Genomic DNA, 24,793 nt, shown 5'->3' on the forward strand with positions numbered 1-24,793 from the left:
GTTGAGGAACGCAAGGGTTTTTTATTTGGCTTGCTTGAGCCAGGCGGCTATTAGTATCCAGAGGTTCCATTGGAGGGCAGTTGTCCGCAGAATGTTGTCAAAGAATCCGGCGGCGAATAAACTTAGGCAGATGGTGAAAATTCCCAAGGCCATAATTTTTTCTTTTCCAACGGATTTTATAAACTTTTTTAAGAGATAAAATAACGAGGCGGAGATAAGCCATAAATAGGCGGCTAATCCTAAGGCGCCGTTTTCAACGAATATTTTTAAGTAATCGTTGTGCGCCTCTAAACTGCCCCATTGAAACCCGCGGTAATATTCAACCAATCGTTCAAATGTTCCGCTTCCGTATCCGAACCAAGGTTGCCAGAGGGAGACAGGAATAATATCTTGCCAAAGACGCAAGCGCCAGATGACTGAGCCGTAAGGGTCTAAAGAAATTAGTTCCCAAAGCCGTTGCTGGAAAACATCGGAAAAAAAGTAAAGCAGAATAAAAAACAAAGCGCCAGCAAGAAGTAATTTTCTGTATTTAAAGATGCCAAAAATTAAAACAAAAAACATCAAGCAAGCAAGCGCGCTGCGAGTATATGTCGCTAAAAGCAAAACAGTTAGAACAACAGCGGAAATAAGAAAAATGGCGTTGGGCTTTTTTTTATTTGCTAAAATTAAACTGATAATTATCCCTAAGATGAAGAAAGTGTAGAAGGCGAAGAGGTTGGGATGCGCGAATGTGCCGTAAATTCTATTAAAACCGCCGAAATCGTCGGGTAATCCGAATCCGCCAATGAGTTGGATGGTGGCGAAAATCGCGGGCGGGATATAGCTGATTAAAATAATTTTTAAGAGCAAGAACCAATCTTTTTTACTATTGACTAATTTGTAAGCGATAAAATAGAGAAAGAAAATGCTGGATAATCGGATAAATTCTCTGGCGCTGGCTGTTTGGTCTAATGAATAAAAAATGCTCAAAAAAATTAGTCCTAGAAAAGCGGAAATAGGGTAAAAGAGAGGGGCTGAAATGATAGATTTCAAGTTTTTTAGGATAAAAAACAGGGAGATAATAAAAACGATGCTGCCGATAATGGCGTTGAGATTGAAGGATGGCAGGGTGTAATAAATACTAAATTCTTTTTGACCAAGAATATCCAAAGATGGTCGCAGGAGCGTTAAAGAGAGCAAAAAATAAAATAGTTTTTTACCCGTTTTAGGGTTGACTTTTTCTGTGTTTTTTGGTAGAGTATGGGGCATATGTTCAATTTTAATAAAAACTTATCTTCTGATATTAAGGACGCTGTTTTGGCGGTGACTTATCAATGTAATAGTTGCTGTCAATTTTGCTATATTTGGCAGAGTCGAGAAACATTTTCTTGTCAGCCCTCTGATTATGAAAATTTACCACGAAATCTTGAGAGCGTCAATATTAGCGGAGGCGAACCGTTTTTGAGGCCTGATTTGCCCGAAATTGTCAGGGTCATCAGCCGTCGATGTCCTCAAGCCAAAATTATTATTTCCACCAATGGGTTTTTGCCCAGTATTATTAAAAAAAGAATGACGGAAATTATTAAATTCAAGAGAGATATTGGCGTAGCGGTTTCTTTGGATGGATTTGGAAAGGTTCACGAGGAATTAAGGGGATTTCCCGGCGGTTTTAGTTTGGCCTTGGAAACGATACGGCTTTTGAAAGAATTAGGCTTAAAGGATTTGAAGATCGCTTTTACTTTGAATAATGAGAATATAAATCAATTAAAAAGGGTCTATCAATTGAGCGGAGAATTAGGCGTTGAGTTTAGTTTGGCAGCTTGTCATAATTCTTCCCATTATTTTCAAATAGAGAATAATAAAATTGGCAAAATTGCAACGGTTAAAAAAGAAATTAATTGGCTTATAGAGCAGGAATTAAAAAAGTTTTCGTTGAAGCGATGGGCAAGAGCGTATTTCGCTTGGGGACTTATCAAATTTTTGGAGGAAAAACAAAGGGTCTTGCCTGATTATTCGGGGCTGGCGTCGGTTTTTATTGACCCCTTTGGCAATATTTATCCTTCGGATGTTTGGGATTTGAAAATAGGGCGATTGGAAGAAGTCGGGGATTGGGATGAATTTGCCAAAGGAACGCAAGGATTAGTTTCTTTTGGAGAGAAGCCAGTTAACTGGATGGTTTGTACGGCGAGGCAGGCGGTAAAAAGGCATCCGTTTCGGGTTGGATGGTGGGTTTTAAAGAAAATAGTAAAACGGTTAAGATGGGGGCAGTCTCTAAAATTAAAAACGGGGACAGTCCCTCGCGGCGAGGGACTGTCCCCTCTAAGATATGAAAATTCTTCAAATAAATAAATTTTTCTTTTTGAAAGGGGGAGCGGAGCGGTATTTTTTTGATTTGGCGGAATTGCTTTCGGCGGAGGGGGAGCGGGTTTCGGTTTGGAGCGCGCGGCATCCTCTGGATTTTTCTAAAAGAGAAGGATTTTTGAAGGATTTTAAAAAAGTTAGGCGGATTTTTTGGAATAGGGATGCGGTTAAAAAATTAGAAAAGGTAATTGAGCGAGAAAAACCAGATGTCGCTCATTTGCACAATATTTTTGGGCATTTTTCTCCTTCTATTATTTTTGCTTTAAAAAAACGCGGGATACCGATTGTCATGACACTGCATGATTATAAGTTTTTTTGCCCTAATTATAAGTTTTTTACGCGAGGCAAGGTTTGTTTTGATTGTCTCAAAAAAAGAAATTATCGCGCTTGTTTTTATAAAAAATGCGTTCATAATTCGCGGATAAAAAGTTTCTTAGGGTATTTGGAAGGGAAATGGCAGAGAGATTTTTTGAAGGCCGCCCATAAAATAGATATGTTTTTAGCGCCGAGTTTGTTTATTAAAGAAAAGGCGTTGGAATGGGGGATTCCTTTTGATAAAATTATTCACCTGCCAAATTTTATTACTATTGACAATTTAGAAAAAATTAGGCAGAATAAGGACGAAAAATACATCTTGTATTTTGGGCGATTAAGCGAAGAGAAAGGAATTGCTCTTTTAATTAAAGCGTTTCTGAAGGCGGTTGACAAAGAAGCAAATGGCTGGAAGTTAAAAATAGCTGGCGACGGTCCAGAAGAAGAGAATTTAAGGAAGATAGCTAAGAACGAGGATGGCGTGGAATTTTTAGGACGATTAAATAGTGAGGCGCTGAAAGAAAAGATTTTTAACGCGCGGTTGGTGGTTGTTCCTTCTCTTTGGCCGGAAAATTTTCCGTACAGCGTTTTAGAAAGCTTCGCTTTGGGTAAGACGGTTTTAGCCGCCAAGATTGGGGGATTGCCAGAAATGATTGAAAATGGTAAAACAGGATTGCTTTTTGAGGCGGGCGATAAAAATGATTTGGCGGAAAAAATCCTTTGGGCGATGAGTCAGCCAGAGAAAATAAAGAAAATAGGAGAAAATGCGCGGGAAGAGGCTTTGAAAAAGTATGGCTCGGAGGGGCATTATAAGAAATTAAAACGGGTTTATGAACGAATTAAGAATGACTAAAATTATCGCGGCGGTTTGTTTGGTCCTTGTCGTGACAGGAAGTTTTATGCTGTGGCAAAATGGTTGGATTGAAGGAAGCATCCAAAAGATAGAACAGATTTCTTTTTTGAAAATACTTCCTAAATTGGCTGGCTTTGGCGAGGAGAGAAATTATCTTTTGCTTTTTCAAAATAATTTGGAATTAAGGCCAAGCGGAGGGTATTTGGGCGCTTTTGGAATTATTAAAATAAAGAACGCGGGAGTGGTTTCTTTTGAAATGCACGATACAAATATTTTTGACGGATTTGGCAAAGTTCAAACAGAGCCGCCTCAACCGATGAAAGAACATTTAGGCATTAGCAATTGGCAAATGAGGGATGGTAATTGGTCTCCTGATTGGCCGACGGCGGCGCGGCAGGTTGAATATTTTTATCGCCTTCAAGGCGGAACGGAGAATTTTGACGGGGTCATCGCGCTTAACGCGTCTGTTTTGCCTGATTTAATGGAATTAATTGGTCCGGCTTATTTAGAGGAATTTGATAAAGAATTTGTTGCGGAGACGGTTCTTTATGATTTGGAATACGAAACCGAGAGGGGTTATCTTGAAAGGGGGATTGACGCGGGTGAAAGAAAAACGGTTTATAAAGCGTTGGTTAAGAATGTTTTAGGGGGGATAACAGAAAATAATTTTTGGCAAAAGAACGATTTAAGAGGATTGGTTATGAACGAATTGGCTGAAAAAAATATTCTTTTGTTTTTTAAAGACGAGAAAGAGCAAGAAGTGGTTGACGAACTTGGATGGAGCGGACGGGTTGACCAGTCGCATTCAGGCGATTATTTAATGATTGTTGAAGCGAATTTAGGCGCGAGAAAAAGCAACGCTTTTGTGACGAGGGAAGTGGAATATTTAGTTGATTTTTCAAAGGACGCGCCTATGGCTAATTTGAAAATTAAATTTACGCATATAGGCGGAGAAAAAGATTGGTTTAACCATGACTATCAAGTTTATTTAAGAATTTACGCGCCGTATAAGAGTTGGCTTTTGGCTGCTTACGGAACCGAGGACGAGACAGAATTTTTAGATGAATTTGGCAAAACGGTTTTTGGCAATTGGATTATTATTCCGTCGGGCGAAACAAAAACTGTTGAATTTTCTTATCTCTTGCCATCGCGATTGAAAGACGAAACGGATTATCAGATTTTGGTTCAAAAGCAATCGGGGATTAACAGCTTACCCCTTAAGTTTATTTTCAAGGAAGGCGAACGCGAAGAAGTTGAAGAAAACATTATTAAGAACGACTGGGAGGGAGTTATTGAAAGAAAATGAAGATAGCAATGATTGGGCAAAAAGGAATACCAACTCTTTTTGGGGGAATAGAGCGGCATGTCGAGAAAATTTCTTGTTCTTTAGCGCGGGAAAAAAATCGCGAGGTTTTTGTTTACGCGCGCTCTTATTACACGCCTAAGAAAACTAAAAAATTTAAGGGGGTAAATATTATTCATTTGCCCAGTATTCAGACAAAGCATTTGGACGCGATTAGCCATATCTTTTTAGCGAGTTGGCACGCTATTTTTAAAATTAGAGCAGATGTCATTCACTACCATGGCGTTGGTCCGGCTTTATGTCTTTGGATCCCAAAACTTTTTAAGCCGAGCGCGAAGGTGGTTTTTACTCTTCATTGCCACGATTATTTTCATAAAAAATGGGGAAGCGCGGCTCGGTTTTTCTTGCGTTTTGGAGAAATGATTGGATGTTTATTGGCGGACGAGGTGATCGCGGTTTCCGAAGAAATTCAGGAATATATCGCGAAGACATATAAGAGGAAAAGTTCTTTTATTCCCCACGGGGTTGACGAGGAAGAGAAAATACCCGCTGATTTAATTGTGAGAAAATGGGGACTGAAAAAGGATGGATATATTTTGGCGGTGAGCCGTTTAATTCCTCATAAGGGCATTCATTATTTAATTGATGCTTATCAAAAAATTAAGACGGATAAAAAATTGGTTATCGTCGGTCCTTCTTTTTATACGCGCGATTACAAGAACGAACTTGCGCAAAGAGCCAAAAATGATACGCGGATTATTTTTTTGGATGCCCAGCAAGGAAAAATTTTGAAAGAACTTTTCAGCAACGCTTGTTTGTTTATCAACCCTTCAGAACAAGAGGGTTTGCCTGTGACGGTTTTAGAAGCGGCGAGTTTTGGTGTTCCGATTCTGCTTTCGGATATTAAAATTCATAAAAAAATGCTTGGGGATAATGTTTTTCTTTTTAGGAATAAAAGTGTTAAGAACCTCGCGGAAGAAATGGAGAAAATTTTAGGGGAACAAAAAACGCCCCTTAAAAAATCTCGTCAAGCGAAAAATTATCTTAAAAACAATTACGACAGTTGGGCGGGAATTGTGGAGAAAACTGTTTTGAAGTATATTTGATTTTGTGGTATAGTGGCGGTATGGATAAGAATCGCATGGTTCAATCAGTTATTGTGGGTTTAGCCGCCGTCATCGCCGCCGCTAGTTGGGCGGGGTTGAAGGGTTTTTTGTTTGAGGGCGGAAATTGGATTTTTCCAAGCGTTGGTTTTTTGGTTTTATTGGTTTTTTTGTCTTTAAATTGCTTGTTGACCAAATCAAAAATTAATCTTTTCATTACTCTTACTTTTGTTTTGGTTAGCTTTTTGTTTGCTTTTGGAATTAATTTAAGTTATTTGGCTGTTTTAATTGTCGCGCTTTTACTGTTTTCTTTTGGGTTCGCGCGCGCGATTAACGAAAAAGAAAATAGGATTAAAATTCAAATAGGTAAAATTCTTCGGAAAGGACTGCCTTCGGTTTTAACAGGTCTCGCTTTAATTATTGCCGCTGTCTATTATTTCTCTCCTTTGGCGGCGCAGTGGCAGGGCAAAATTGAAATTCCTCGTCCTTTATTTGACGCGATTTCTCAACCAATGATTGATAGCGCTTCTTTAGGCAGCAGCGAAGAAATTGGCGATATGATTTATGATTCGGTTAATCAGAGTGTTAACAAATATAGCCAAAATTATGAAGAGTATATTCCTTTTGGATTAGCGGTCGGAGTTTTTTTCACGGTGAAAGCGCTAGGTATTGTTTTAATATGGTTAGTCATACTTTTAAGCGCCGCGATTTTTAAAATTTTGGTTTCTTTCGGCGCGGTTAAAATACACGAGAAGGCGGTTTTGCAGGAAGTAATGGAAACATAACTATGGATTATTATAAAATATTGGGGGTTGAGAAGAGCGCTTCGGAGGATGAAATTAAAAGGGCATACAGAAAATTGGCTCTTAAATATCATCCCGACCGCGCTTCGGAGGATAAGAAAAAAGAATACGAAAAAAAATTTAAAGAGGTGAGCCAAGCGTATGGCGCTTTGTCTGATAAAAACAAAAGGGCGCAATACGACCAATACGGGCAGACATTTAATGGCGGAGGATTTGGGCAAGGTCAGGGATTTTCTGGACAGGATTTTAGCCATTTTTACGATGTTTTTGGTGGGCAGGATAATTTTGAGGACTTGGGATTTAGTAGAATTTTTGAACAGGCGTTTGGCGCCAGGCGGGGGGCGAGGCAAAGGGCGGAATACGGGCAGGACATCGCTTTGGATATGGAAATAGATTTAGAAGAGGCGTTTCGGGGCGTTAAGAAAGAGGCGGATTTGCGGAAGATGGTTCTTTGCGCGAAGTGCGGCGGAAAGGGAGGAGAGTCGTTAAAAAAATGTCCAGTTTGCCAAGGAAGCGGATATGAGCAAGTAAGAGGCGGGGGATTGTTGAGTATGTTTATTCAACAGAGACCTTGCTCGCGATGCCACGGACGAGGCGAGGCGCCGGAGAAAATTTGTTCCGAATGCCGTGGACAGGGAAGAGTTAAGGAAATAAAAAAAGTTAAAATTGCCGTTCCTGAAGGAATTGACGGGGGGCAGGTTTTGAAAATGTCGGGGCAGGGAGAAGCGGGACCTTATGGCGGACCAGCGGGGGATTTGTTTGTTAATATTCATATTCGCCCGCATAAATATTTTAAGCGACAGGGGAATATTTTGATTTTTGATTTGGATATAAACTTTACGCAAGCGGCTTTGGGAGATAAAATAGAGATACCGACTTTAGATGGCAATGTTAAATTAAAAATACCAGCGGGAATTCAGCCGGGGGAATTGATACGATTAAAAGGAAAGGGGATGCCGCGTCTTCATGGCGGAGGGCATGGCGATATGATAATTAAAGTTCAGGTTAAGGTTCCTAAAAAAATGTCTTGGAAGCAGAAAAAGGTTATTAAAGAATTAGGGGAGATTATTTAAATTTTTATGGAATTTCGCCAATTTTTAGCAAATTTGCATGTTGGGGCGGCTTCGGGGTGGGATTTATTTATCGCGCTGATTTTTTTGATTGCGGTTTTGGTCTATGGTTTTTTTCTTGGGCGGAATAGGATGATTGTTTTACTTTTGAGCAGTTATTTTTCTTTTTCTATTGCACAGGCGATTCCGTGGTCTCGCTTTTCGTCTTTAGGTTGGCTAGGAATGAGCGAAGGGCCGTCGGCGTCTCTGATGATTTTGGTTTTTTTGGGATTGATTTTGCTTTTTTATTTCTTAATTCCGCGCTCTGTTTTGAGTTCTGTTTTCAGAGTTAAAAAAAGAGGGGATGCTTCGTGGATACAATTATTTATTTTAAGCGTCGCTCAAGTCGGGTTGTTGGCGATGATAATTATTTCTTTCCTGTCTGAAGAAGTTGTCGTCACCTTGAGTTATTCCATTCAAAAAGCGCTTGTCGGTCCTGAAGCGCGATTTGTTTGGATTCTTCTTCCGATTTTGGTGATGGTTTTGATGAGGAGGAATATCTCTAAAAAAGATTGATTTTTTTAGAGATTTTGTATAAGATACCTAAGGTTTTTACGCGCCGTTAGCTCAGTTGGCAGAGCAGCTCCCTTTTAAGGAGATGGTCGGGGGTTCAACTCCCTCACGGCGCACTTTCTAACAAAAGGTGTTCAACCTTCAGGGTTGAACACTTTTTTGTTGGGGATTATTAACAATTGATTGTTGGGGGGAAAAGTGGTAGATTATAACCATGAGAAGAATTTTAAATATTAAGGCGGTCGGGGAGATTGGTGAGGAGGTTAAATTGGCAGGGTGGGTCCATCAGCGGCGGGACCATGGGCGGATTATTTTCGCCGACTTGCGCGATAGGAGCGGAATTGTCCAGCTTGTTTTTTTGCCTGAAAATACGGTTTTGTATAAGCTTGCTAATTCCTTAAGAAGCGAATGGGTGATTGAGGTTGTGGGCAAGGTTAATAAGAGGCCCGGGAAAATGGTTAATGAAAAAATTTCCACAGGCGAGATTGAAATAGAGGTTAAGGAATTGAAAATATTAAACGAAGCGAAAACGCCGCCTTTTGAAGTGGCGGAAGGCGCCAAGGCGAAAAAAGTGGGCGAGGAGGTTCGTTTGAAATATAGATATTTAGATTTGCGCCGTCCGAAGATGCGAAAAAATTTGTTTTTGCGGCATAAGATTGTTAAAACAATCAGGAATTTTATGGACAAGAGAGGATTTCTGGAAGTAGAAACGCCGCTTTTGACTAAATCAACGCCCGAGGGTTCGCGGGATTTTTTGGTGCCGAGCCGTTTGCATCCGGGAGAGTTTTACGCCTTGCCTCAAGCGCCTCAACAATTGAAGCAGTTATTGATGGTTGCGGGAATTGAGAGATATTTTCAAATTGCCCACTGTTTGCGCGACGAGGATTTGAGAGGAGACCGCCAGCCGGAATTTACCCAACTTGATATAGAAATGTCATTCGTTAAACGGGCGAATGTTATGGGCTTGGTTGAAAAACTTGTTTTGGAGGTTGTTAAGAAATTAATTGTATTAGACAAGGGACTATCTAAAAAACTTACATTTAAGCCGTTTTTGAAATTAGATTATCAAGAGGCGATTAAAAAATATGGAACAGACAAGCCCGATTTAAGAAAAGATAAAAACGACCCGAATGAGTTGGCTTTTGTTTGGATTGTCAATTGGCCTTTGTTTGAATGGAACAGCGATGAAAAAAGATACGAGTCCTGCCATCATATTTTTACTTCTCCCGTGGATGAGGATTTGCCTATTTTGGAAAAAGAGCCGCTGAAGGTTCGTTCGCGGCAATATGATTTGGTTCTTAACGGAAATGAAATTGGCGGGGGAAGCATTCGGATTCACCATCGGGACCTTCAGGAAAAGATTTTTAAATTGGTTGGTTTGGGCAAGGAGGAGGTTGAAGATAAATTTGGTCATTTATTGAGGGCGTTTGAATACGGAGCGCCTCCCCATGGCGGACTAGCGATTGGATTAGACCGTCTTTTGATGGTGCTTTTGAACGAGGAAAATATTAGGGAAGTGATCGCTTTTCCGAAGACGGGCGACGGGAGGGACTTAGTCATGGAAGCGCCGAGCGCGGTGACTCCGGAACAGTTGAGGGAGTTAGGAATAGAGATAAAGAAATAAAAAATGTTGGGTAAATTTTTAATTACTATATTGCTTATTTTTGAGCCGCTTATTTTTTCTGTTGAACCAGTTCAACAGCCGTTGCCCATTGAGGCGCCCGTTGAGGAAGAAATTGGCAAACAACACCTTTCTTCTATTTCATCTTTATGGTTTTCCAATCCTAATTTTTTACCTATGCGCGATTGGGGGATTGATGATCCAGAAATCGCGGCGGAGGCGGCTTTGGTTTCTAATCTCGCGGACGAGCCTTCTTTGTTAAGCAAAAATAAAATTCTTTATCAAAAAAATATTGACGATGTTTTTCCTATTGCGAGTTTAACGAAATTAATGACGGCGGTTGTTGTTTTGGAGAATATTAATTTAAGCGAAGAAGTTATTATCTCGGAAAATGCCTTGAGCGCTTATGGAGATAAAGGCGGTTTAGTTATTGGTGAAAAAATAACGGTTGAAAATTTGCTTTACGCTCTTTTGGTGGAATCAAGCAATGACGCCGCGGTGGCTTTGGCGGAAGCCGTTCAGGTTAAAACAGGAAATGATTTCGTGTGGTTGATGAACGAAAAAGCGAAGAGTTTGAATTTGGGAAAGACTAATTTTACCGACTCAAGCGGGTATCAGGCGGATAATGTTTCAACGGTTGGGGATTTATCTGAATTGGTTAAGTATGTTTTTAAATATCCTCTGATTTGGCAAATCACGAGAACGCCCGCGATTGATTTATCTTCAATTGACGGTGAGATTAAGCATCATTGGATTAGCACGAATGAATTGCTCGGAAATTTACCGAATATTATCGGCGGCAAAACGGGATACACACAAGAAGCGCAAGGGTGTTTTATTTTAATTACTCAACAATTAGAAAAAGATTATTTAATTACGATCATTTTAGGAGCGGAGGAAAGGTTTGCGGAGGCAAAAAAACTAATTGAATGGGCGGGAGAAGCGTATCGGTGGGAATAGGTCTTTAATTTTCAATTTTCAATTTTCAAATAAGAAAAACAAGAAGAAAATTAGGAGAAATTTGAATATTTTTGAAAATTGGAAATTGAGAATTGAAAATTATATTTTTATGTCTGATATTTTTCATGTTTCTCGGATTTTGGGGTTGGCGACATTGGCGTTTGTTTTTGCTTTGGCTTGGATGCCGGCGTTAATTCATTTTCTCAAAAAATATCGTTTGGGCAAGCAGATTCGGTCTGAAGGCGCTCCTATTTTCGCCGAATTGCATCAAAAAAAAGAGGGGACGCCGACGGCGGGCGGAATTTTGATTTGGGGAACTGTTTTGCTTTTTACGCTTCTTTTTTGGTGGTTGGGGAAAATTTTTCCCGAGAGTATTTTGGGAGAGTTGAATTTCTTAACTCGCGGAGAAACACTTCTTCCTTTGGGTGTTTTAATCGCTTCCGCTTTAGTTGGTCTTGGAGATGATTTAATGGGGGTCTTTAATATCGGGCCGAACGGCGGGGGATTAAGAATGAGGCATCGCAGCGTTATTTATACAGTCATCGCCGCTTTTGGCGCTTGGTGGTTCTATTGGAAATTGGACTGGGATTTAATCCATGTTCCTTTTGTGGGCGATTTTAATATTGGCTGGTGGTATATTCTTGTTTTTATGTTTGTGATCGTGGCAACTGCTTTTTCCGTGAATGAAACAGACGGATTGGACGGATTGTCGGGAGGTATTCTTTTAATCGCTTTCGCGTCTTATGGGGTTATCGCTTTTTCGCAGGGCAAAATGAATTTGGCCGTTTTGTGCGGAGTGATTATCGGGGGCTTGTTGGCTTTTCTTTGGAATAATATTTATCCCGCGAAATTTTTTATGGGCGACACGGGCGCGATGTCGCTGGGAATTACTTTGGGGGTTATCGCGATGTTGACGAACGCTTTTTTACTTTTGCCTTTTATTGGATTTGTTTTAGTCATGGAGTCGGCTTCAGTTATTATCCAAGTCGTTTCAAAAAAAATTCGCAGGAAAAAGGTCTTTTTGTCCGCGCCAATTCATCATCATTTTGAAGCGAAGGGGTGGCCGGAGACAAAAATTACCATGCGTTTCTGGATGATTAACGGCGTCATGGCGGTTATAGGATTGGTCTTGGCCTTTGTGGAGAAGATGGTTTAACTTTTTATGAAAAATCGACAACCTGACTATATTTTGATTTTAATTATTTTTGTGATTGTCTTTTTTGGTTTAGTGGTTCTTTTCAACGCTTCCATGGTTTTATCTCGAGATGTTTCGGGGCAAGGTTACCATTTTCTTAATCATCAATTGCTCTATGGCGTCATTCCCGGGCTGATTTTTTTTCTTATTTTCCAATGGTTGGATTATAAACGCTGGCAAAAAGCGGCTTTTCCTCTAATGATATTTGGACTGATTTTATTGTGCTTGGTTCTTATTCCGGGATTAGGATATAGCCACGGCGGAGCGAAAAGATGGGTCGGATTTGGAGGATTTTCTTTTCAGCCATTTGAATTTGTCAAATTATTCTTTATAATATACCTATCAACGCTTTTGAGTAAAAAGGGGAAAAGCAAACAAGTCATTAGGGAAAGTTTCATCCCTTTTTTAGTAGTCGGCGCGGCGATTGTGACGCTTGTTCTTTTTCAGCCCAATATGAGCGCTTTGGTAATTTTTTTCCTCATCGCGGGCATTATCTATTTTTTGGCCGAAGTAAAAATATCATATCTTGTGGCTTTGGCTGGGCTAGGTTTGGCGACGCTCGCGGCTTTTATTAAACTAACTGGCTATAACGCGAATCGGCTTATCGTTTACTTGCATCCAGAAATAGACCCACAGGGAATTGGTTATCAGATTGATCAAGCGCTTTTAGCGATTGGTTCGGGTGGATTGTTTGGATTGGGTCTTGGCCAAAGCATTCAAAAATGGAAATATTTACCAGAAGTAGTTGGCGACTCGGTTTTCGCCATCGCGGCCGAAGAATTGGGGCTGATTGGAGCGGGGGTTCTGGTTCTTCTTTTTGTTTGTCTGGCCTGGCGAGGGCTTAAGGCGGCCAAAAAATCGCCTGACAAATTTGGATATTTGCTGGCGGGCGGCATTGTTGGATGGATCTCCCTTCAGGCGTTTATTAACATGGCTTCAATTTCCGGGTTAATCCCTTTAATGGGCGTCCCCTTGCCCTTTGTTAGTTACGGCGGTTCGGCAATGATTGTTTCCTTGGCGAGCATGGGGATTTTAGTTAATATTTCAAAATATAAAAAAAATTAAACAAAGATAAAACTATGCGTATTTTATTCACAGGAGGAGGGAGTGGGGGTCATATTTTTCCTCTTATCGCCGTTGCCAAAGAATTAAAAAAAATTCACAATCAATTGTCTCAACCGATTGGACCTGGTTCGGAGACGGATTTGGATTTGTTTTTTGTCGGCGCGGGCGGTTTTGCTGAAAATCTCTCGCGAGAAGGAATTGAGGTCAAGACGATTTTAGCTGGGAAAATGAGGCGGTATTTTTCTTGGCTTAATCTGGTTGATTTGTTGAAATTACCAGTTGGCTTTTTTCAATCGCTTTGGTTGGTTTATCAAATAATGCCCGATGTCATTTTCAGCAAAGGCGGATATGACAGCGTTCCAGTCGCTTTGGCGGGCTGGATTTACGGAATTCCGATTCTTGTTCACGAGTCGGACGCGACGCCGGGGTTAGCCAATCGTTTTGTCGCTAAACTTTCAAAAAGAGTTGGCGTTTCTTTTGTTTCAGCAGAAAGCTATTTCTCTTCCAAAAAGACGGTCTTGCTCGGTAATCCGATTCGCGCGGATGTTATTCAACTTTGTTCTTCAAAGAGTGAAGAAGATAAGGAAAACGCCAGGAAAATTCTCGGGGCCGCGGGACAGAAGCCAATGCTTTTTGTTTTTGGCGGAAGCCAGGGCGCTCAAAAAATTAATGAGCTGGTTTTAGAGGTCTTGCCCCGTCTTTTAGGAAAGTATGAAGTTATTCATCAATGCGGGAATAAAAATTATCAATGGATCAAGGGAAAATTTGGAGAAAAAGCGCCCGGCGGGTATTATCTTTTTCCTTTTTTGGACGAGAAACAATTGTCGGCCGCTTATCTTTTGTCAGACCTGATTATCGCGCGCGCCGGGGCTTCTAATATTTTTGAAATCGCGGCTTGTGGACGGCCGAGTATTTTAATTCCCATACCCAAATCGGCCGCGGACCATCAAAGAGAAAACGCTTTTGCCTACGCTAAAGCAGGCGCGGCTTCGGTCTTAGAGCAAGATAATTTAACGCCCAATCTTTTTCTAACGGAGGTTAATAAGATTTTAAGCGATGAGGAGATGTCGCGAAAAATGGTTAAAAATGCTGGAAATTTTGCCCAACCGGAAGCGGCGAATAAGATAGCGCAAGGGTTGATTGATTTGGGGAGGTAAATAATTACTATGCCACATAAACAAAAAATTAGGGTAAGAATCGCGCCTAGTCCGACGGGGACTTTGCATCTTGGGACGGCGCGAACGGCGCTTTTTAATTATCTTTTCGCTAAAAAAAATGGCGGCGATTTTATTTTGCGGATTGAAGATACTGATTTGGCGCGTTCGGACAGGAAATACGAAAAAGATATTTTGGAAAATTTAGAATGGCTTGGCTTAAAGTGGGATGAGGAACCTTGTCGGCAAAGCGAGCGGAAGGAAATTTATCAGAAATATATTAAAAAACTTTTTGATTCGGGCCAGGTGTTTTGGTGCGGTTGTAGCAAAGAGGAGTTAGAGGAAGAAAAGAAAGGGCAGATGGAGAGAAAAGAATCGCCACGGCATACCTGCCAGAAAAAAACAAAAGAGGGGGAGGGGATTATCAGATTTCATTGTCCAGATAAGAAAATCTTTTTTGACGATATGATTAAGGGTCGGGTGGAGTTTGATTGCGGTTTGCTGGGAGATATCGGCATCGCGCGGGACGAGAAAACGCCCTTGTATAATTTGGCGGTTGTGATTGATGATATTGAAATGAAGATTAGCCATGTTATCAGAGGCGAAGACCATATTTCCAATACCCCAAAACAGATGCTCCTTCTTGAAGCGTTCGGGGCTATTCCTCCGCGATACGCCCATATTCCTTTGACGATGGGACCGGACAAAGCCAAGTTGAGCAAGAGGCATGGCGCGACCGCAATTGAGGATTACAAAAAAATGGGATATTTGCCGAAAGCGCTCACGAATTTTATGGCTTTTCTTGGCTGGCATCCGGGAAGCGAAAAAGAGATTTTTTCTTTAGAAGAATTGGCGCGAGAATTTTCAATGGAGAAAATGAACAAATCAAACGCCATTTTTGATATTGAAAAATTGAATTGGTTCAACGGGCAATATATCCGCCAAATGGATTTGGATGAGTTGACTAAAAAATGCTTGCCGTATTTAAAAGAAGCGGGGTTAATTCGGGGGCTGCCCCCGTTGCGGGGGCAGCCCCCATCGTATCTTAAAAAGGTGATTGCTTTGGAGCGCGAGCGGCTGAAGAAGTTATCGGAGATAGGGGAGTTGACGGAATTTTTCTTTTTGGACAAATTAGATTACGCGCCAGAATTGCTGATTTGGAAGAAATTGTCTTTAAAAGAGGTGAAAAATAATTTAGAAATTTTGGAAAAAGTTCTTTCAAAAACAGACAAATTTGACCAAAAATCGCTCCAGGATACAATCACTCCCTTAACCGAAAAATACGGCGTAGGCGACCTCCTGTGGCCTCTGCGGGTGGCGATTACGGGCAGAAAAGCATCCCCAGGGCCTTATGAAGTAATGGAGGTTTTGGGGAAGGAGAGGGTGTTGGAAAGGATAAAAGAGGCGATTGAGAAGATAAAAGAATATGTCTAAAAACTCTTCGTTAAACTCGTTTTGTCAATATGCTTGGCTGGTTTTGCTTTTGGCTTTTTTTGTTTTCCCTTTGGCGGGGCGGGGGAGCGTGGTAGATGAGTTGAATCGACAGATTTTGGAGCAGGAGAATAAGAGGGCGGAATTAGAAAAGAAGGCGGCAGAGTATCAGGCGGCGATTAACCAGAAGCAAGGGGAAATTAATAGTTTAAAAAATCAAATATATATTTTTAACGCGCGGATAGGGAAATTGGAAACAGAAATGGAAATAACAGAGGACGATATCAGCCAAACGGAACTGGAAATTTTGCGGCTAGAATACGGGATTGAGCAGACGACGGGGGATATCGCTTCACAGAAGGACAATATTGGGAAAATTATCCAATCAATTGCCGAACAGGATCAGGTGAGTCAGATGGAAATGATTTTGCAAAGCGATGATTTTTCCGATTTTTACAGCCAGATTGTTTATCTTGAAAATCTACAAAGCGGCGTTCAGGAAAAAGTTGACCGTCTTAAATTACTGAAATATAATTTAAATAGAGACAAAGAAGATAAAGAAGAAAAAAAAGAGCGGCTGGAAGGGCTTAAAAAGCAATTAACCGACCAAAAATGGTCTTTAAGCAGCCAAAAGAAAAGTAGGGAAGCGCTTTTAACAAGCACGCGCGGCGAAGAAAGCAAATATCAGCAACTGCTTGCTAATATTGAAGCGCAAAAGAAATCATTGTTGGGCGACATTAATCTTTTGCGTCAGAAGAAGGCGGAAGAACTGGCGCGTCTGAAGGAACTGCAAGAAAAGCCACCCGCGCAATATTGGGCCTCGTTGAATTGGTATTACAAACAAGATGACGCGAGATGGACGAATACAACGATCGGGATTAGCAATTCCACATTAGGTGATTATGGCTGCGCTATTACTTCAGTCGCGATGGTTATGACCGAAAATGGCTCCGCTATTACGCCGAAACAATTAGCCAAAGAGTCAATTTTTGCTTGGGATTTAATTTATTGGCCTCAAAAGTGGGGGAGTATTACTTGCGTTAATTGTCCGCCGCCCCATACGAGTTCTTTTGATTGGTTTCGTTTAGACCGAGAATTGGGCGCCGGCAATCCTGTCATTATTTTTGTCAGGGCTGTCGACAGGCATGCGGGACACTATGTTGTTGTTCACCATAAAACAAATGATGGGCGATATGTTGTTCATGACCCGCTCTTTGGCGCTAATATTTATTTGGACTCAACAAGGGTCTATCTATCTGTTTTATATGGCGTAACAACCATTAGTCAGATGGTGATATATCATTAATTAAAATTCAAAATTATGCGTTATTTTATTATTATTCTATTTATATTCATCTTTTCCTTTGGAACCGCTTCGGCGGGGGACAAGGAACTGTCGGGTTGGGCTGATTCAAATTACCAAAAAATAAGTAATTACGCGAAACATATTTTTGATTTTGTGAAACAGAAAACGGATAGCATTCCGCGCGAGATAGACACTAAAGCAGAGGAGGTTTTGGAAGACGCGCAAGAAAAAATAACTAAAAAGGCGGAGCAAGCGACAGAAGAGATAAAGGAAAAAATAAAAGAAAGAATTAAAAGCAAAATTATAAACACCTTTAATCCCCTGAAAACTAAAATTCAGCAGGGGAGCGCTCTTATTAGAGAGCAAGTCGGCCAAGCAAAAGATTATTTATTTAATTGGCTTGAGAAATAAAAATATATTCGGTCTAAAAGTAATAGTAGGGGTAGGGGAGGTTATCCACAAAACGAATTTGACGGCTTTAGAACTGTATATTATAATAGATATATGTATGGATAATATATCTTAACCATACATTAACATATTATAAATATGCAAGAAAGTGAAAAACCCATTCCTGACCACTTAACGGACTTTTTGGATTGGTTGGACATTGAAAGAGGTCTATCTAATAAATCCCAAGAAAATTATTCCAAGTTTTTAAAAAAGTTTTTGGTTTGGTTAAAAGAAAACAAATTAGACGACTTAAAACCTCACCAGATCTCCCCCGCTCATATTTGGGATTATAAAGTATATTTGTCGCGTCAGTCAAAAACGCCCCTTAAAAAATCAACCCAAAATTATTATCTAATCGCTTTAAGGTCTTTTTTAAATTTTTTCGCTGACCGCGATATAATTACTCTGCCTGCTGAAAAAATTAAATTAGGGAAAAATAAAGGTGAAAAAACAGTTCATTTTTTAAATTTGGAACAGATAAAAAAACTACTCGCGGCGCCTAATACATCAAAACGCGCTGGATTGCGCGACCGAGCAATCCTTGAATCATTGTTTTCAACTGGTTTAAGAATAGCTGAATTGGTCTCGCTTAACAAAGAGCAAATTAGATTAAAAGCAATAACAAAGGATTTAGAAGTTGGTATTATCGGCAAAGGTAATTATCCGAGAACAGTTTATTTTTCCGAAAGATCAGTTAAGTGGTTAAAAAAATATCTTAAAACAAGGCAAGACAAAGAAAAGGCGCTATTTATTAACTATCAAGGAAGAAAAGACGCTTCAAGGCGTCTTACTGCTTGCTATATAGAAAGAATCTTAAAAAGATACGCGTTATTGGCGGGATTGCCTGTTAATACGACTCCACACACAATAAGACATTCTTTTGCCACAGACTTGTTAAGCAAAGGCGCTGATTTGCGACTGATTCAGGAATTCTTGGGGCATCGCAATATCGCCACTACTCAAATTTATACTCATGTGACGAATAAGCGGCTGCGCGATGTTCACCGTCAATTTCACAGCGGCGGCGGGTTAGATGAATAATAAAAAACAATATGCGCATTTCCTACTCTGGGCTGGAAACATTTTCGTTGTGTCCGGCTAAATACAAATTTCAATATATTGAGAGAATTAGAACTCCTAAATCAAAGGACGCGTTTTTTGGCACCTTGATTCACGAATGTTTGAATGTGTTTCACAATCCCAGCCAGCCCACTCCCCCGCTTGAGGAAGATATTTTAAAATACTTTACGGAAAAATGGGATAGCGAAATTTACCAGGACGAACAAGAAGAGGCATTCGCGTTTCATCAAGGTGTTGAAATTTTAAAAAATTATTGCTCTCAAAATAGAAAAACCGACTCCATTATCGTCAGTTTAGAAACGCTTTTCGCGGCGCCTCTTTTGGATGGCGAAGAAACACACTATATCACAGGACGAATTGACCGCGTTGATAAATTGGCCGATGGCTCGTTTGAGGTGATTGATTACAAGACGACAAAAAAAATGCCATCCCAAGAATATGTAGACGGCAATCTTCAACTTTCAGTTTATCATCTCGGAGTCATTAGCCGCTGGCCTTCTTTTCAAAAAGAGAATCAGCCGATTAAATTATCGCTTCATTTTTTGAGGCATAATGAAAAACTTTCAACGCAAAGAAGCGATAAACAAGTTGGCGAGAGCAAAGAAAAAATTCTTTCTTTAATCAGTCAAATCAGAGAAAGCGCCTTTGAGCCGATCTCAAATCCTCTTTGCGATTGGTGCGCTTTTCAACGATACTGTCCGCTCTTTAGGCATAAATTCATTAAAGAAGAGGAGACGATAGATAACGCGAAAATTAAAGAAGTGATCGCCGAATATTTTGACATTAAATTCAAACAAAACCAAAGTAATAGAAGATTGGGCGAACTTAAATTGGCGATTAACCAATACTGCGACGCTAATAAAATAGACCGCGTTTTTGGCGAGGACGGGCAAATTACCCGCTCAACGCAAAAAAGATTTAGTTATAGTTTTAGCAAAGTCCGAGAAATTCTTGAACCAATGAAAAAATGGAACGAGATTTTAACAATTGACATGCCCAAATTCAGAAAATTAATTGAGACCCTCCCCTACCATTTGAAAAAAGAAATAGACCAAACAAAAACATTAGAAAGAGAATTTAAGGTGATTTCAGCGGTGAAGAAAAAATAAATTATTGGTTTGGTTTGTATTTCTCAAAATTGCCACAGGGTTTGTAGCCGGCTGCTTGGGCTTCTTTTTCGGATGAGAACCAGATTTGGTTTTCAGGGGATATTTTTTGGGCGTGCGGGCAATTGGGCCAATGGTATTTATCGCTGTTGACGCTTCCTATAATTTTTCCTTCAGCCATTTCTCGCGGTTCTGTTGTTTCGTTTACGGATTGCTGAATGGAGGCCGTTAAAGATGGCGTTTCAATCACAATTGGCTTGTCTTCAACTGACGAAACGGACAATCGGCCAAATCCAAAACTAATTAAGGCGGTTAGGACAATTCCCGTGGTTAAGATAATTTCGGGCTCAAGTTTCTTGACGAATTTTTTAATTTGAGATAACATAGGGGTATGTCTAAAACAAAAGCGGCGGGGTCTACAAAGTTAGGCCGCGATTCGCAACCACAATATTTAGGAGTTAAATTATCTGGTGGCCAAAAAGCCAAGCCGGGCAGTATTATTATCCGTCAAAGAGGAACTAAATTTGTTCCCGGCAAGAATGTTCGTCTTGGGAGAGATGATACTATTTATTCCCTCGCGAAAGGAATTGTTGAGTTTGCCACTAAAAAAATAAAAAGATTTGACGGTTCTCGGAGAGTCGCTAAAGTAGTTAGCGTGAAATAAGACCTGCCTTAATAAACTCCAGAAACAATGGATGAGGGCTTAATGGGCGGGATTTGAATTCAGGATGGAATTGAGTCGCCACGAAAAACGGGTGATTTTTTAATTCAATAATTTCAACTAAATTTTTCTCCGGATTAACCCCGGCGATAATTAATCCTTTCTTTTCTAAAAGAGCCCTAAAATCATTATTAAACTCATAGCGGTGGCGATGCCTTTCGAAAATTTCCTTGCGTTTATACGCTTGCCGAGATCGCGTTCCCTTCGCCAATTCGCATTTGTAAGCGCCTAACCGCATTGAGCCTCCGTAATTCTTTTCCTTTATTTTAACTTTCTGCTCCGGCATAATATCAATCACTGGATACTTGGTTTTAGGATTGATTTCTATCGTGTTGGCGTCTTTTAATCCGCAAACATTTCTGGCGAATTCAACGACGGCCAATTGCATGCCATAGCAGAGGCCTAAATAAGGAATTTTATTTTTTCGGCAAAACTCAATTGTTTTAATTTTTCCCTCGGTTCCCCTATCGCCATATCCGCCCGGAACAATCACGCCGTCAAGATTTTTTAATTCCTTAATTTTTTGCGGCGATTTTTCGTATTCTTCCGAATTAAGCCAATGGATTTTCACTCCTCTTTTATGATGCCAAGCGCTATGCTTGACCGCTTCAATGACCGAAATATATGAATCGGATAAAACAAAATTTCCTGTACTAAAATATTTTCCGACGATGCCAATATTAACTCTTTTTTTAGAACTTTTAATTGTCTTAACTAAATTTTGCCAGTCCTCTAAATTTTTCTTTTTGGCTCTTAATTTGAATTTTTTTAAAATTCTTTGTCCTAATTTTTCTTTTTGAAAATTTAATGGAACTTCATAAATGTTTTGAATATCAGGCGCGGAAATAACATCTTCTTTTTGAACATTGCAAAAGATGGAAATTTTCTTTTTTCTCGGTTCGTCTAATGGATATTCAGAGCGAGCAATAATAAAGTCCGGCTGGATGCCGACAGAATTGATGGCTTTAACGGCCGATTGAGTCGGCTTTGTTTTCATTTCGCCGATTTTTTTCGGCACGGGCAGATAACTCACCAAAACAAAAAGAACATCCTTAGGATGTTTTAAATGCAGCATTCGCGCCGCTTCCAAAAATAAAATATTTTGATACTCCCCCACTGTGCCGCCCACTTCTATTAGAACAAAATCCGCGCTGTCTTTTTTGGCGACTTTTTTAATTCTGCGAATAACTTCTTCTGGAATATGAGGGACGACCTCCACGCATTTTCCGTGATAACCGAGGTTTCTTTCTTTTTGGATGACGGTTTGGTAGACCCGCCCAGTAGTCATGTAATTGTCGCTGTGCAAGTCCTGGTTTAAAAACCTTTCATAGTTTCCGAGATCTTGATCGGACTCTAACCCGTCGTCTGTGACAAAAACCTCGCCATGTTCAATCGGGTTCATTGTTCCCGCGTCAACATTGATATAAGGGTCAATCTTTATCGCCGAGACCTTATATCCCTTGCTCTGAAGAATCTTTCCGATAGAAGCGGTCGCGATTCCTTTGCCAACTCCAGACATCACTCCCCCAATCACAAAAATATATCTTGTCTTTAGCATAAGATTCTTCGGCGCGGACAGGCGTTATTTTTTTTCCGCGACAACAATTGCTTTAATTTTAACTTCCAAATTATGGGGCAATTCAATTGTAATTTCGTATTCCCCTACTTCTTTAAGTGGCTTCTTTGTCTTAATTTGACTCTTGTCAATTTCAAGCCCTTGTTCTTTTAATTTTTCGGCGATATCAGCGGCGCCTACCGCTCCAAAAAGTTTGCCTTCATCATCCGCCTTGGAGACGATTTCTAATTCCACCCCGTCTAATTGGCTTGCCACTTCCTGAAAGCGCGCCAATTCTTCTTCGGCTTTTTGGGCTTTAATTCTGTTTTGCTCCTCTACTTTAGCGACTTCTGATTTGGTGGCTAAAACAGCCATTTTATTTGGAATTAAAAAATTGCGGGCATAACCATCGGCCACTTCTTTGATCTCGTTTTTCTTGCCTAACTTTTCCACATCTTGTAGTAATATTATTTTCATATTTTTGTCATTAGTATTTTATCTTTTAGTATTCTATCTCAAATTTATCAAATTTGCCAGTGGCCTCTCCCCACCCAACATCTATTTTATCAACCCTCGCCAAGACAGGTCCATTATAACACCACTTAACCAATTCTTTCAACCCCTCTTCGTCTCCTTCGGCAAATATTTGAACTGTGTCGTCTGGTTCATTTTTAACCCAGCCCGTCAAACCCAATTTTTTCGCCTGCCGCCGGACTGAATCGCGAAACATAACCATCTGCACCTGCCCATAAACTTTAATTTTAATTTGTTTGATCATCTTAACTATTACCTCAACATCTCCAACGCTTTTTCTAATTGCGGGTCGCGCATTTCTTCCATATCTTCCAGTGTTAGTTCTACTTCCACATCGGGCGCGATGCCTTCTTTGTTGATGTTTGTTCCAAGCGGCGTGAGCCATTTGGCGATTGTGATTTTAATGCTAGAACCGCCATCAAGTTTTTCCATTTGCTGAACCGAACCCTTGCCGAAACTTTTTTCTCCGACAAGTTTAATTCCTTTAATATCGCGCAAAGCGCCTGCTAAAATTTCTGAAGCGGAAGCGGAACCTTCATTGATTAAAACAATTGTTGGAAGATTCTCCAAAGCGCCATATCCTCGGCTGCGGTATCTGATGTTTTCTTCCCCATTATCGCCAAAATCCTCAATTACGACTGTTTCTCCTTTTGGCAAAAACCAACTCGCGATATCAACGGAGACTTCTAAATAACCGCCCGGGTTATTGCGAACATCTAAAACGAGACCTTCGGGATTTAATTTAAGAACTTCTCTAATTGTTTTTTCAAACTCGCGCGCTGAATTTTCGGTAAAGTGATAGAGTTGGATATAGGCGATGTCGCCGTCCTTGATCTCCCATTTAATAATGGGGATTTGAATTACATCTCGGATAATTTTTATTTCCTTCGTTTCGTCCAGCCCGTCCCTGGCGATGAGCAAAACCACTTCTGTTCCTCCTTCTCCTCTGATTAAATTGACTGCTTCGTCAAGCGTTAAATCGGAAGTGATTGTTTCGTCCACCTTAAGAATTTTATCTCCCGCCATCAGCCCCGCCTTTTTCGCCGGATTGCCTTCTAATGGGGAAATAACCGTCAAAATGCCTTTGCGAATGCCTATCTCCGCGCCAATGCCCTCGAAACTACCTTTAATGTCGTCCATAAACTTCTTGCTTTCTTGAGGCGGCATGAAGACGGAATATGGGTCGTCTAATGAACCCAAGAGGCCGGAAATCGCCCCATAGACCATATTTTGCTTGTCTAAATCAGAGCGGTCAACATATTTTGTTTCAACCACGCGCCAAGCGTCCCAAAACAAATTAAAATCAACACTCATATCCATCGGCTGCCCAATGTCTTTATTCGCCAATCCTTCAATTTTATTAACCGAAGGAATGCTATCCTGCCCAACCCAAAACCCGCCTCCAAAAACAAGAGCCAAAAGCAAAACCCAAACTGGAATAGAAATATATTTTTTCATAATTTATCGTTCGGCTATCCGATAGCCGAATTGTTGTCTCGCCATTTCCAAAAATATTTGGTGGCGCTGATTAAGTGGAGGCGAGTGTATTTGTTAAAAAAAATGTCTAAGAGACCACCCCATTTTTTACTGACGCGATAATAATAATGGGACATTTGGGCGGTTGGCAGATAAACGACCTGATATCCGTTTTGCCAAAACCGGCGGCACCAGTCGGTATCTTCAAAATACATAAAAAATCTCTCATCCAGCAGGCCGACTTTTTCAAGAGCAACGCGGCTGACCAAGATTGCTGAACCCTGAACCCAATCAACCATTCTTGGAACGGATAAATTTTCGTTCGCCATTAAGAAACGATTTAATTTTTCTTTCCCCCATTTGAGCCGACCGAAGAATGTTCGTCTCGCCAAAATCGCTCCAATGCTATGAAATCTAAAACAAGAACTTTGTGGTTGATTGCTAAAAGTCAGCAACCGCGGACCAACCGCGCCGACCTGAGGATGGATTTCAATAAATTTAAGCATTTTTGAAACGGAATCTTTCAAAATTAAAATATCGGCGTTAAGGATTAAAATATAATCCCCCTTTGCCGCTTTAATGCCGGCGTTAACAATTTTAGCATATCCGACATTTTTTAGAAAATGAATTAATTTAACTGAGGGAAATTCTTCTTCAATTAAGTCGCGCGTCTTTTCTTCTGATTGGCTATCAACGATAATGACTTCATAATCAAGAGCGCCAATATTTTCCTTAATTGACTTCAAGCAAAGTTTTAACAAAGCCAGCGTTTGGTGGTGTGTGATAATAATGGAAATCAT

At 40.4% G+C, this 24,793-nt stretch carries 25 protein-coding genes and 1 tRNA gene; 19 read left to right on the forward strand and 7 right to left on the reverse strand.

Features of this window, described 5'->3' with window-relative positions; translation table 11 throughout:
• Positions 1-21: 21 nt before the first annotated feature.
• Positions 22-1,248, reverse strand: a complete 1,227-nt coding sequence (locus KKF19_03185; GenBank protein ID MBU2579928.1) for an O-antigen ligase family protein — start codon at positions 1,246-1,248, stop codon at positions 22-24.
• Between KKF19_03185 and KKF19_03190 the strand changes: the two genes are divergently transcribed.
• From KKF19_03190 to KKF19_03275, 18 genes are all read left to right on the forward strand, one after another.
• Positions 1,249-2,328, forward strand: coding sequence for a radical SAM protein (locus KKF19_03190; GenBank protein ID MBU2579929.1), 1,080 nt, complete (start codon positions 1,249-1,251; stop codon positions 2,326-2,328).
• Positions 2,306-3,505 (forward strand): glycosyltransferase family 4 protein, encoded by a 1,200-nt coding sequence (locus KKF19_03195; protein ID MBU2579930.1) that lies wholly within the window; start codon positions 2,306-2,308, stop codon positions 3,503-3,505. Before KKF19_03190 ends, KKF19_03195 begins: the two co-directional genes overlap by 23 nt.
• Complete coding sequence (locus tag KKF19_03200) at positions 3,483-4,811, forward strand: DUF4012 domain-containing protein (protein ID MBU2579931.1); 1,329 nt, start codon at positions 3,483-3,485, stop codon at positions 4,809-4,811. The genes KKF19_03195 and KKF19_03200 overlap by 23 nt, the downstream gene beginning before the upstream one ends.
• Positions 4,808-5,914, forward strand: a complete 1,107-nt coding sequence (locus KKF19_03205) for a glycosyltransferase family 4 protein (protein ID MBU2579932.1) — start codon at positions 4,808-4,810, stop codon at positions 5,912-5,914. The genes KKF19_03200 and KKF19_03205 overlap by 4 nt, the downstream gene beginning before the upstream one ends.
• 20 nt (positions 5,915-5,934) lie before the next feature.
• Entirely contained in the window at positions 5,935-6,696 is a 762-nt protein-coding gene (locus KKF19_03210; protein MBU2579933.1) for a hypothetical protein, read from the forward strand.
• Between the two features lie 2 nt (positions 6,697-6,698).
• Positions 6,699-7,787: a molecular chaperone DnaJ gene (gene dnaJ, locus KKF19_03215; protein ID MBU2579934.1), complete on the forward strand. Its 1,089-nt coding sequence runs from the start codon at positions 6,699-6,701 to the stop codon at positions 7,785-7,787.
• A 6-nt stretch (positions 7,788-7,793) separates the two neighbouring features.
• Entirely contained in the window at positions 7,794-8,339 is a 546-nt protein-coding gene (locus KKF19_03220) for a hypothetical protein (GenBank protein ID MBU2579935.1), read from the forward strand.
• Between the two features lie 40 nt (positions 8,340-8,379).
• Positions 8,380-8,452 (forward strand) — tRNA-Lys (locus KKF19_03225).
• Between the two features lie 98 nt (positions 8,453-8,550).
• Positions 8,551-9,960: an aspartate--tRNA ligase gene (gene aspS / locus KKF19_03230; GenBank protein MBU2579936.1), complete on the forward strand. Its 1,410-nt coding sequence runs from the start codon at positions 8,551-8,553 to the stop codon at positions 9,958-9,960.
• A gap of 3 nt (positions 9,961-9,963) precedes the next feature.
• Positions 9,964-10,917 carry a serine hydrolase gene (locus KKF19_03235; protein ID MBU2579937.1) on the forward strand — a complete coding sequence of 318 codons (954 nt, stop codon included), beginning with the start codon at positions 9,964-9,966 and terminating at the stop codon, positions 10,915-10,917.
• Between the two features lie 109 nt (positions 10,918-11,026).
• Entirely contained in the window at positions 11,027-12,073 is a 1,047-nt protein-coding gene (gene mraY, locus KKF19_03240) for a phospho-N-acetylmuramoyl-pentapeptide-transferase (protein MBU2579938.1), read from the forward strand.
• 6 nt (positions 12,074-12,079) lie between these two features.
• On the forward strand, positions 12,080-13,177 hold the full coding sequence (gene ftsW, locus KKF19_03245) for a putative lipid II flippase FtsW (GenBank protein ID MBU2579939.1): 1,098 nt from the start codon (positions 12,080-12,082) through the stop codon (positions 13,175-13,177).
• A gap of 14 nt (positions 13,178-13,191) precedes the next feature.
• Positions 13,192-14,334: an undecaprenyldiphospho-muramoylpentapeptide beta-N-acetylglucosaminyltransferase gene (gene murG, locus KKF19_03250; protein MBU2579940.1), complete on the forward strand. Its 1,143-nt coding sequence runs from the start codon at positions 13,192-13,194 to the stop codon at positions 14,332-14,334.
• 9 nt (positions 14,335-14,343) lie between these two features.
• A complete protein-coding gene (locus tag KKF19_03255) occupies positions 14,344-15,765 on the forward strand; it encodes a glutamate--tRNA ligase (protein MBU2579941.1) in 1,422 nt (473 codons plus the stop codon).
• Positions 15,758-17,068, forward strand: coding sequence for a hypothetical protein (locus KKF19_03260; GenBank protein MBU2579942.1), 1,311 nt, complete (start codon positions 15,758-15,760; stop codon positions 17,066-17,068). Before KKF19_03255 ends, KKF19_03260 begins: the two co-directional genes overlap by 8 nt.
• Positions 17,069-17,083: 15 nt before the next feature.
• Positions 17,084-17,479, forward strand: a complete 396-nt coding sequence (locus KKF19_03265; GenBank protein MBU2579943.1) for a hypothetical protein — start codon at positions 17,084-17,086, stop codon at positions 17,477-17,479.
• A 138-nt stretch (positions 17,480-17,617) separates the two neighbouring features.
• Positions 17,618-18,562 (forward strand): tyrosine-type recombinase/integrase, encoded by a 945-nt coding sequence (locus KKF19_03270; protein ID MBU2579944.1) that lies wholly within the window; start codon positions 17,618-17,620, stop codon positions 18,560-18,562.
• Between the two features lie 11 nt (positions 18,563-18,573).
• A complete protein-coding gene (locus tag KKF19_03275; GenBank protein ID MBU2579945.1) occupies positions 18,574-19,710 on the forward strand; it encodes a PD-(D/E)XK nuclease family protein in 1,137 nt (378 codons plus the stop codon).
• A 1-nt stretch (position 19,711) separates the two neighbouring features.
• Here the strand turns inward: KKF19_03275 and KKF19_03280 are convergent, their stop codons facing one another.
• The gene (locus tag KKF19_03280; protein ID MBU2579946.1) at positions 19,712-20,092 is read right to left on the reverse strand and encodes a hypothetical protein; all 381 of its coding nucleotides are present in this window, start codon (positions 20,090-20,092) and stop codon (positions 19,712-19,714) included.
• 6 nt (positions 20,093-20,098) lie between these two features.
• On the opposite strand from KKF19_03280, the gene rpmA reads away from it, so the two are divergent.
• Positions 20,099-20,371, forward strand: a complete 273-nt coding sequence (gene rpmA / locus KKF19_03285) for a 50S ribosomal protein L27 (protein ID MBU2579947.1) — start codon at positions 20,099-20,101, stop codon at positions 20,369-20,371.
• Here rpmA and KKF19_03290 read toward each other — a convergent pair.
• Genes KKF19_03290 through KKF19_03310 form a run of 5 tightly spaced genes read right to left on the reverse strand, consistent with a single transcriptional unit; the run spans position 20,358 to position 24,793 of the window.
• On the reverse strand, positions 20,358-21,986 hold the full coding sequence (locus KKF19_03290) for a CTP synthase (GenBank protein ID MBU2579948.1): 1,629 nt from the start codon (positions 21,984-21,986) through the stop codon (positions 20,358-20,360). The two genes, rpmA and KKF19_03290, sit on opposite strands and share 14 nt — an antisense overlap.
• A 24-nt stretch (positions 21,987-22,010) precedes the next feature.
• On the reverse strand, positions 22,011-22,460 hold the full coding sequence (rplI, locus tag KKF19_03295) for a 50S ribosomal protein L9 (GenBank protein MBU2579949.1): 450 nt from the start codon (positions 22,458-22,460) through the stop codon (positions 22,011-22,013).
• Positions 22,461-22,485: 25 nt separating this feature from the next.
• A complete protein-coding gene (locus KKF19_03300; protein ID MBU2579950.1) occupies positions 22,486-22,761 on the reverse strand; it encodes an acylphosphatase in 276 nt (91 codons plus the stop codon).
• 8 nt (positions 22,762-22,769) lie between these two features.
• Complete coding sequence (locus KKF19_03305) at positions 22,770-23,975, reverse strand: S41 family peptidase (protein ID MBU2579951.1); 1,206 nt, start codon at positions 23,973-23,975, stop codon at positions 22,770-22,772.
• A 14-nt stretch (positions 23,976-23,989) separates the two neighbouring features.
• Positions 23,990-24,793, reverse strand: a complete 804-nt coding sequence (locus tag KKF19_03310) for a glycosyltransferase family 2 protein (GenBank protein MBU2579952.1) — start codon at positions 24,791-24,793, stop codon at positions 23,990-23,992.

The organism is Patescibacteria group bacterium, assembly GCA_018830295.1.
GTDB lineage: Bacteria > Patescibacteriota > Minisyncoccia > Portnoybacterales > UBA2143 > JAHJSM01.

Bases quoted from the DNA above. Each gene is read 5' to 3' on its own strand.
- KKF19_03235 (MBU2579937.1), top strand. From the start codon at position 9,964: ATGTTGGGTAAATTTTTAATTACTATATTGCTTATTTTTGAGCCGCTT.
- KKF19_03280 (MBU2579946.1), bottom strand. From the start codon at position 20,092: ATGTTATCTCAAATTAAAAAATTCGTCAAGAAACTTGAGCCCGAAATT.
- KKF19_03300 (MBU2579950.1), bottom strand. From the start codon at position 22,761: ATGATCAAACAAATTAAAATTAAAGTTTATGGGCAGGTGCAGATGGTT.
- murG (MBU2579940.1), top strand. From the start codon at position 13,192: ATGCGTATTTTATTCACAGGAGGAGGGAGTGGGGGTCATATTTTTCCT.
- mraY (MBU2579938.1), top strand. From the start codon at position 11,027: ATGTCTGATATTTTTCATGTTTCTCGGATTTTGGGGTTGGCGACATTG.
- KKF19_03290 (MBU2579948.1), bottom strand. From the start codon at position 21,986: ATGCTAAAGACAAGATATATTTTTGTGATTGGGGGAGTGATGTCTGGA.
- aspS (MBU2579936.1), top strand. From the start codon at position 8,551: ATGAGAAGAATTTTAAATATTAAGGCGGTCGGGGAGATTGGTGAGGAG.
- KKF19_03195 (MBU2579930.1), top strand. From the start codon at position 2,306: ATGAAAATTCTTCAAATAAATAAATTTTTCTTTTTGAAAGGGGGAGCG.
- KKF19_03265 (MBU2579943.1), top strand. From the start codon at position 17,084: ATGCGTTATTTTATTATTATTCTATTTATATTCATCTTTTCCTTTGGA.
- KKF19_03255 (MBU2579941.1), top strand. From the start codon at position 14,344: ATGCCACATAAACAAAAAATTAGGGTAAGAATCGCGCCTAGTCCGACG.
- KKF19_03310 (MBU2579952.1), bottom strand. From the start codon at position 24,793: ATGATTTCCATTATTATCACACACCACCAAACGCTGGCTTTGTTAAAA.
- KKF19_03305 (MBU2579951.1), bottom strand. From the start codon at position 23,975: ATGAAAAAATATATTTCTATTCCAGTTTGGGTTTTGCTTTTGGCTCTT.
- rplI (MBU2579949.1), bottom strand. From the start codon at position 22,460: ATGAAAATAATATTACTACAAGATGTGGAAAAGTTAGGCAAGAAAAAC.
- KKF19_03205 (MBU2579932.1), top strand. From the start codon at position 4,808: ATGAAGATAGCAATGATTGGGCAAAAAGGAATACCAACTCTTTTTGGG.
- KKF19_03270 (MBU2579944.1), top strand. From the start codon at position 17,618: ATGCAAGAAAGTGAAAAACCCATTCCTGACCACTTAACGGACTTTTTG.
- KKF19_03200 (MBU2579931.1), top strand. From the start codon at position 3,483: ATGAACGAATTAAGAATGACTAAAATTATCGCGGCGGTTTGTTTGGTC.
- rpmA (MBU2579947.1), top strand. From the start codon at position 20,099: ATGTCTAAAACAAAAGCGGCGGGGTCTACAAAGTTAGGCCGCGATTCG.
- KKF19_03185 (MBU2579928.1), bottom strand. From the start codon at position 1,248: ATGCCCCATACTCTACCAAAAAACACAGAAAAAGTCAACCCTAAAACG.
- KKF19_03275 (MBU2579945.1), top strand. From the start codon at position 18,574: ATGCGCATTTCCTACTCTGGGCTGGAAACATTTTCGTTGTGTCCGGCT.
- KKF19_03210 (MBU2579933.1), top strand. From the start codon at position 5,935: ATGGATAAGAATCGCATGGTTCAATCAGTTATTGTGGGTTTAGCCGCC.
- dnaJ (MBU2579934.1), top strand. From the start codon at position 6,699: ATGGATTATTATAAAATATTGGGGGTTGAGAAGAGCGCTTCGGAGGAT.
- ftsW (MBU2579939.1), top strand. From the start codon at position 12,080: ATGAAAAATCGACAACCTGACTATATTTTGATTTTAATTATTTTTGTG.
- KKF19_03190 (MBU2579929.1), top strand. From the start codon at position 1,249: ATGTTCAATTTTAATAAAAACTTATCTTCTGATATTAAGGACGCTGTT.
- KKF19_03220 (MBU2579935.1), top strand. From the start codon at position 7,794: ATGGAATTTCGCCAATTTTTAGCAAATTTGCATGTTGGGGCGGCTTCG.
- KKF19_03260 (MBU2579942.1), top strand. From the start codon at position 15,758: ATGTCTAAAAACTCTTCGTTAAACTCGTTTTGTCAATATGCTTGGCTG.